Origin of the sequence: Empedobacter sp. UBA6745 (genome assembly GCF_002453775.1) — a bacterium.
Classification (GTDB): Bacteria; Bacteroidota; Bacteroidia; order Flavobacteriales; family Weeksellaceae; genus Empedobacter; species Empedobacter falsenii_C.
In genome coordinates this window covers 228,298-235,833 of sequence record NZ_DKHL01000032.1, presented here as the reverse complement: position 1 = coordinate 235,833, position 7,536 = coordinate 228,298, and the positions used below count along the sequence as shown (strand labels likewise).

6 protein-coding genes are annotated in these 7,536 nt (G+C 32.8%); 1 reads left to right on the top strand and 5 read right to left on the bottom strand.

From position 1 onward, the window contains the following. Nucleotides 1-96: 96 nt before the first annotated feature. From B4H69_RS09985 to atpD, 4 genes are all read right to left on the bottom strand, one after another. On the bottom strand, nucleotides 97-1,104 hold the full coding sequence (locus B4H69_RS09985) for a homoserine O-acetyltransferase family protein (protein WP_180905512.1): 1,008 nt from the start codon (nucleotides 1,102-1,104) through the stop codon (nucleotides 97-99). Between the two features lie 29 nt (nucleotides 1,105-1,133). Next, a complete protein-coding gene (locus B4H69_RS09980; protein WP_280045949.1) occupies nucleotides 1,134-2,441 on the bottom strand; it encodes an O-acetylhomoserine aminocarboxypropyltransferase/cysteine synthase family protein in 1,308 nt (435 codons plus the stop codon). A 449-nt stretch (nucleotides 2,442-2,890) separates the two neighbouring features. Continuing rightward, a complete protein-coding gene (locus B4H69_RS09975) occupies nucleotides 2,891-3,184 on the bottom strand; it encodes a F0F1 ATP synthase subunit epsilon (protein WP_038336143.1) in 294 nt (97 codons plus the stop codon). A gap of 85 nt (nucleotides 3,185-3,269) precedes the next feature. Then, nucleotides 3,270-4,778 (bottom strand): F0F1 ATP synthase subunit beta, encoded by a 1,509-nt coding sequence (gene atpD, locus B4H69_RS09970; RefSeq protein ID WP_114998651.1) that lies wholly within the window; start codon nucleotides 4,776-4,778, stop codon nucleotides 3,270-3,272. A gap of 188 nt (nucleotides 4,779-4,966) precedes the next feature. Between atpD and B4H69_RS09965 the strand changes: the two genes are divergently transcribed. Next, nucleotides 4,967-5,893, top strand: coding sequence for a bifunctional riboflavin kinase/FAD synthetase (locus tag B4H69_RS09965; RefSeq protein ID WP_180905514.1), 927 nt, complete (start codon nucleotides 4,967-4,969; stop codon nucleotides 5,891-5,893). Nucleotides 5,894-5,936: 43 nt separating this feature from the next. On the opposite strand, the gene B4H69_RS09960 is transcribed toward B4H69_RS09965, so the two are convergent. Beyond that, nucleotides 5,937-7,535, bottom strand: a complete 1,599-nt coding sequence (locus tag B4H69_RS09960) for a S8 family peptidase (RefSeq protein ID WP_291093789.1) — start codon at nucleotides 7,533-7,535, stop codon at nucleotides 5,937-5,939. Nucleotide 7,536 lies beyond the last annotated feature (1 nt).

Sequence of the window (7,536 nt, the reverse complement as noted above, 5' to 3'; positions counted from 1 at the left end):
GGAGCGACTCGGGAGAAATTCTACGAAGTAGAATCTATTTATAAATAAAAAAAGCTCGAATAAATCGAGCTTCATATAATTATTCATTTCATAATATTATACGAGATGTTCCAAAATTGTATTTAATTCTTGTAATTCGACCAAGAAACCATCGTGTCCAAAAATAGAATCTATTTCGATGAATTTTGCATTTGGAATATGATTCGCTATAAATTTTTGCTCACTTGGTGGAAATAAAATATCCGAGGAAATTCCAATCACTAAAGTGTTCGAAGAAATCTGAGACAAAGATTTCTCTAAAGATTCTCTATTTCGAGCCAGATTTTGTGAATCCATGGCTTTCGAAAGTGTCCAATAAGAATGAGCATTGAATCTGTTTGCTAATTTTTCACCTTGATATTTTTGATAAGAAGAAGCTTTGAAATCGTTGTAAACAGAATCCTCGTCTTTTTGCTTCTGTTCATATATAATATAGGTACGATAAGACAACATCGCAATTGTACGTGCTGCAATCAATCCATTTCTTCCTCCATTCTCAGTTTTATCATTAAAAGTTGAATCGGCTTCGATAGCTAAACGCTGCGATTCGTTGAACGCAATTCCCCAAGGAGAATGTATCGCGTTTGTCGCCAACAAAACCAAATTATCCACTTTAACTTGATTCAGCAACGTAAATTCTAACGCTTGTTGACCACCGAGTGAACCACCAATTAATAAATGAATAGTTGAAATTCCTAAATGATCTGCTAACAATTGATGCGCATTTGACATATCTTTTATCGTAATTGTAGGAAAATCTCTATAATAAGGCGAATTTGTTTCAGGATTTGTAGACAACGGATTTGTTGTTCCGTAATTAGAACCAATCACATTTGCACAAATAATAAAATGATCTTTTGGATTGAACAATTCATTTTCTCCAAAAAGACCAGCCCACCAATCGAAAACATCCGAGTTTGCCGTTAAAGCATGACAAACCCAGATGATATTGTTTTTTTCGGGATTCAATGTTCCCGCTGTATGATAAGCAATGGTTAAATTTTCGAGAATTTGACCATTTTCTAATTGAAATGGCTTTGTATAATTATATTGATGAAAATTCACTGAATTAATTTATAGCTAAAATACTTTGTTTATTTAATTTTATCAAAAGCTTGCTGAAGATCATTTTTGATATCATCAATATATTCGATTCCGACAGAAAGACGCAATAATCCTGGAAAAACTCCAGCAGATTTTTGTTCACCATCGCTCAATTGTTGATGAGTTGTTGCGGAAGGATGAATAATTAACGATTTTGCGTCACCAACATTTGCTAAATGACTAATCAATTCTAAACTATCAATAAATTGATTCGCTTTGTCTGCATTTCCTTTAATTTGGAACGATAAAACAGCCCCAAAACCATTTTTCAAATATTTTTTTGCCAAATGATGACTTGGAGAAGTAATTAATCCAGGATAATTCACTTTTTCTACTTGCGGATGAAGTTCTAACCAATGCGCAATTTCTAACGTATTGTCCAAATGTTTCTGAACTCTTAACGACAACGTTTCTAAACCTTGTAACAATAGGAAAGAATTGAAAGGTGAAATTGCGGGACCAAAATCGCGCAAACCTTCTACGCGAGCACGAATAATAAACTGAATATTCCCAAAAGGTCCATTCACCCCGAAGACATCGGAAAAAACTAAACCATGATAACCTTCTGATGGTTCAGAAAATTGTGGAAATTTACCATTACCCCAATCATAATTTCCGCCATCCACGATAACTCCACCGATCGAAGTTCCATGTCCACCGATCCATTTTGTTGCAGATTCAACGACAACATTTGCTCCATGTTCTAAAGGTTTGAAAATATAACCGCCCGCACCAAACGTATTATCCACAATAAATGGAATGTTGTGTTTTTGTGCAATTGCAGCGATTGCTTCAAAATCTGGAACATTAAAACTCGGGTTTCCTATCGTTTCTGCATAAATCGCTTTTGTATTTTCATCAATTAATGATTCAATTTTAGCTGGATCTGCATCTTCGGCAAAGCGAACATCAACACCTAAACGCTTAAAACCAACCTTGAATTGATTATATGTTCCGCCATAAAGATTAGAAGCTGAAACAAAATTATCACCTGATTCTAAAATATTATTTAAAGCAATAAATTGTGCCGCTTGTCCCGATGAAACAGCTAATGCCGCAACACCACCTTCGAGCGCAGCAATACGTTTTTCGAAAACGTCAGTTGTTGGATTCTGAATTCTTGTGTAAATGTTACCAAATTCTTTCAAAGCAAATAAATTTGCTCCGTGTTCGGCATCATTAAATACATAAGAAGATGTTTGATAAATTGGAACAGCGCGAGAGCCTGTTGTTGGGTCTACTTCTTGACCTGCGTGCACTTGTAAAGTATCGAAATGTAATTGTTTTTCTGTTGACATAATAAAATTGTTTTGAATGTGACTACGATTAATAAATAGTAGGGTAGGTTAGTTAGCTGAAATTAGCAGCTGCACATTCGAATTTTACTATTGATACAATTATAGATGCTGTGAAGCAGGACGCCGTGTCCAAAAGAATGTTTTTTAGAATTGTACTTCATCTTTAAAAAAATTATTCATTTCTAACTACACTTTGTAGTTTTATATTAGATGTGAAATTAGAATAATTTTCTAAATAATAAAATTTATAATAAGTTTTCAGAAAATAAATCTACAAAATCAATTTATAAAGAATATTTACACCAAAAAGTTAAAAATATTTCTTTCGAAATCTATAAAAAGCATTTAAACAGAATAAAATTTGAAGTAAAAAAGAGAATATTAAGTAGAAAATATAAAAAAAGGAGATCAAAATTGATCTCCTTTTAAGTTTTATGATAAAAAAGTAATTAGTTTGCTAAAACTATTACTTTATTATTGTTCATTTCTATTGTTCCTCCTTTGATATCTAACAATAATGTAGATTCATTAGATGGAGAACTGTAAACTTTGCCAGATTGATTATCGAAATCTTCGAAAGTTTTTGTGTGAACTTTAATTTTGATTGTTCCTTCACCTAAAGTTGCAACGATAGGAGCGTGGTTATTTAATAACTGAAATTCACCATCTTTCCCTGGTAAAGTAACAGCATCTACTTCTGCATCGAAAACTACGAATTCTGGCGTAATAATTTGTAAGTGCATAATCCTATTGTTTTTAAAAAAAAGAGTACTTAGCAACTTTCAAAAAGAAAAGAAACGTAAGCACTCTTTGTATGGTTAAACTATATTATTTAGCTTCTGCTAACATTTTTTCTCCAGCTTCAATCGCTTCTTCGATTGTACCACGTAAGTTGAATGCAGCCTCAGGATATTGGTCAACTTCACCATCTAAGATCATGTTGAATCCTTTGATTGTATCTTTGATGTCTACTAAAACACCTGGGATACCTGTAAACTGTTCTGCAACGTGGAATGGTTGAGATAAGAAACGTTGGATACGACGTGCACGGTGTACAACTAACTTATCCTCTTCTGATAACTCTTCCATACCTAAAATCGCGATGATATCTTGTAAAGCATTGTAACGTTGTAAGATTTCTTTTACACGTTGTGCTGTTTCGTAATGTTCTTTACCAATAATTGCTGGTGATAAGATACGAGATGTAGAGTTCAATGGATCTACCGCTGGGTAAATACCTAATGAAGCAATTTTACGATCTAATACCGTTGTAGCATCTAAGTGCGCGAAAGTCGTAGCTGGCGCAGGGTCAGTTAAATCATCGGCAGGTACATATACTGCTTGTACAGATGTAATAGATCCGTTTTTAGTAGATGTAATACGCTCTTGCATAGCACCCATTTCAGTTGCTAATGTTGGCTGATAACCTACGGCTGATGGCATACGTCCTAATAAGGCAGAAACCTCAGAACCTGCTTGTGTAAAACGGAAGATATTATCTACGAAGAATAATACGTCACGTCCTTGACCTTGTCCATCTCCATCACGGAAATATTCAGCTAATGTTAAACCTGTTAAAGCAACACGAGCACGTGCACCTGGAGGTTCATTCATTTGTCCGAAAACGAAAGCAGCTTTAGACTCTTTCATGTTTTCGCTGTTTACTTTAGATAAATCCCAAGATCCACCTTCCATAGAGTGCATGAAATCTTCACCGTAATTAATTAATCCAGCTTCAATCATCTCACGCATTAAGTCATTACCTTCACGAGTACGCTCACCAACACCAGCGAATACAGATAAACCTCCGTGTCCTTTAGCGATGTTGTTCATCAACTCCTGAATTAATACTGTTTTACCTACTCCGGCACCACCAAATAAACCAATTTTACCACCTTTTACGTATGGCTCTACTAAGTCAATTACTTTAATCCCTGTAAATAAAACTTCTGCAGATGTTGATAATTCTTCGAATTTTGGAGCTGGACGGTGAATAGGTAAACCGTTTTCTTTGTCTAAATTCCCTAAACCATCAATAGCATCTCCAACTACATTAAATACACGTCCTTTGATGTTTTCTCCAATAGGAACCATAATTGGTTTTCCTAAAGCGATAACTTCTTGACCTCTTTGTAAACCATCAGAACTATCCATTGCGATACAACGTACAGTATCTTCACCGATGTGTTGCTCGACTTCAAGAATTAATGTTTCTTTTCCTTGACGAGGAACCTCTAATGCATCATAAATATTTGGAAGGCCTTCTGCGTTATCAAAAATAACGTCAATTACAGGTCCAATAACCTGTGCAATCTTACCTTTCTTTTGATTTGCCATTATATGAAATGATTTAGTTTATTTTATTTGGGTGCAAAGGTAAGTTAAAAACATTGTATAATTTATATACTTTTTAAGATTTTTGTCATAATATTTTGATTAGTAATCAGAATATTACAATCAAAGGAAATTAAAAATAGATTTGAAGTTCGATTTGAAAGCCTTAATTTTGTGCAAAATCATTTTTAGTGAACGTTTATCAATCCTTAGAAGAAATCAAACCTATCAAACGTCCCGTCCTTACTTTGGGCATGTTTGATGGTGTACACATTGGACATCAATCTATTCTAAAACAACTCAATACAATTGCAAATGAAATTGATGGGGAAAGTGTTCTGATTACTTTTAATCCACATCCTCGAATGGTTTTACAACCAAATTGTGATCTTAAATTCTTGAATACTTTAGAGGAAAAAGAAAATGTTTTACGTCAATTTGGGTTAGAACATTTGATTATTCAAGCGTTTACAAAAGATTTTTCCCAAGTAACTTCTGTCGAATTTGTCAAGAATTTATTGGTTGATAAAATCAATATTGATACGTTAGTGATTGGTTACGATCATCATTTCGGGAAAAATAGAGAAGGAAATTTTGAGCAATTACAAGTTCTTTCGAAAGAATATGGTTTCAATTTGATTCAATTGCAAGCTGTCGAAGAAAATGATGTGGCGGTGAGTTCTACAAAAATTAGAAATGCACTTATCGAAGGAAATATCGCATATGCGAACAAAGCGTTAAACTATCATTATCCACTTTCTGGAGAAGTTGTTCATGGTGATAAAATTGGGCGTACACTTGGTTTTCCTACCGCTAATTTACAAGTTGATCCTAATAAATTGATTCCAAAAGATGGTGTTTATGCGGTTGATGTTTTTGTAGATAATCAAAAATATTTAGGTTTATTAAGTATCGGATTTAGAGAAACGGTTACCAATTCTCGCGAACATCGAGTAGAAGTGAATATATTGGATTTTGATCGAGAAATTTATGGAGAAACAATTCGCCTTGAATTTTTAGGTCATTTGCGAGATGAAAAGAAATTTGATTCTTTAGATGATTTAATCACCGCGATGAATCAAGACAAAGAAAATGCAATAAAACATTATTCAAAATAAAATTTCCGAAGTCAAAAATTAATCATTTGACTTCGGAAATAATTTACTTCTTAACAACTTTCTCTACTAAAGCATTTCCTTTAGAATCTGTAATATGAATTAAATAAACTCCAGATTGTAATTGATTTGTTGAAATAGAATTTCGATTATTCATCGAAATGATCTTTTGTCCAATCAAATTATATAATTCTATTTTTGCGATTTCTTCTTTAGATTTTATATGAATAACATCTTGGAAAGGATTCGGATATATCTTTATTGATTTTAAGTTCTCTACTTCATTTGTTTTCAATAAATCTTGAGATGCCTTATAATAATTTGGTACGCCATAACCTAATTGATTTGAAGGAAAGGAAAAAAGATGAGCAGATTCTTGAATTTTATCTTTTAAAATATCATGTTTAATTTTAGGAAATTGTTGAATCATTAATGCTACAGCTCCTGCTGAAACTGGTGATGCAAATGAAGTTCCATTCGAATAAGTTAAACTTCCATCAGGCAAATAAACTACAATATTTTGTCCTAAAGCTGATACATTTGGTTTAATTTCCCCTAATGCGTTTGATCCAAAAGACGAAAATGCTGCGGGATTTTTGTATATATCATTTGCTCCAATTGAAAACACATTTTTAACATCTGCAGGTGCTGAAATCATTTTCCAAGGATCATTTCCTTCATTACCAGCTGCTACCACAACAAAAATTCCTTTATTAGCAGCTATTTCAGCTCCTTTAGAAATTAATGTCGTTTTTCCGTCCATATTATCAAATGTATAATCGTATCTCGCATCATCAAAAGCATAATATCCCAAAGAGGTATTTATTACATCAGCACCTACACTATCTGCTCTTTCTGCAGCTTGAACCCAATACATCAACTCTTTTGGAGTTTCTGAAGTATTGTCTTCTGATCGATATAACGAATATGTAGCTTTTGGTGCAGTTCCTACATATTTTCCATCAACTTCTGCTGTCATTGTAGATAAAACCATTGTTCCATGATTATCTGCATCATATACATTTTCTTTTTTATCTACAAAATCATAGGTGTCAAGAATTCTATTCTCTTTACGCAATATATCAAATGCTGAAATTTTATCAACTCTAGGAAAGCCAGCATCAATAACTGCTATCAAAACTCCTTGTCCTAAAATATTATTATTGTGAAGTGGTTTTAAATTAATTTGGTCAATAAAATCATTAGCATAACCATAATTAAACTCTTCTGAATTATGTATTAGATCTTTCCATTTTGACAAATTTTTATTTGATGATTTAGGAACTGAATTACGAACCAAAGATTCTGCAGTTTCAACAAAACTTAATGCTTTTAATTTACTCAAAATAGTTTCATCAGAAATCTCTACCATCATAGTATTCAACCATTTCGAATGCCCAATATAATTTAATGATAATTTTTTAAGTTCATTAATTCTATACTCAGATATAGGAACATCTTCCTCAGTGATCGAGATTTTATACTTTTCTCTTCTATCTAATGATCGTTGAGAAAGTATCTGCAAAGGGTTTGATAAAAAATTTGATGTATTTTCCTTTGGTTTTAATTTGACCAAGTATAAATCTTGAGCCAAAGAAAAAGTAAAGCCAAGTAATATTAAAGTTAGAGATAAAAATTTTTTCATA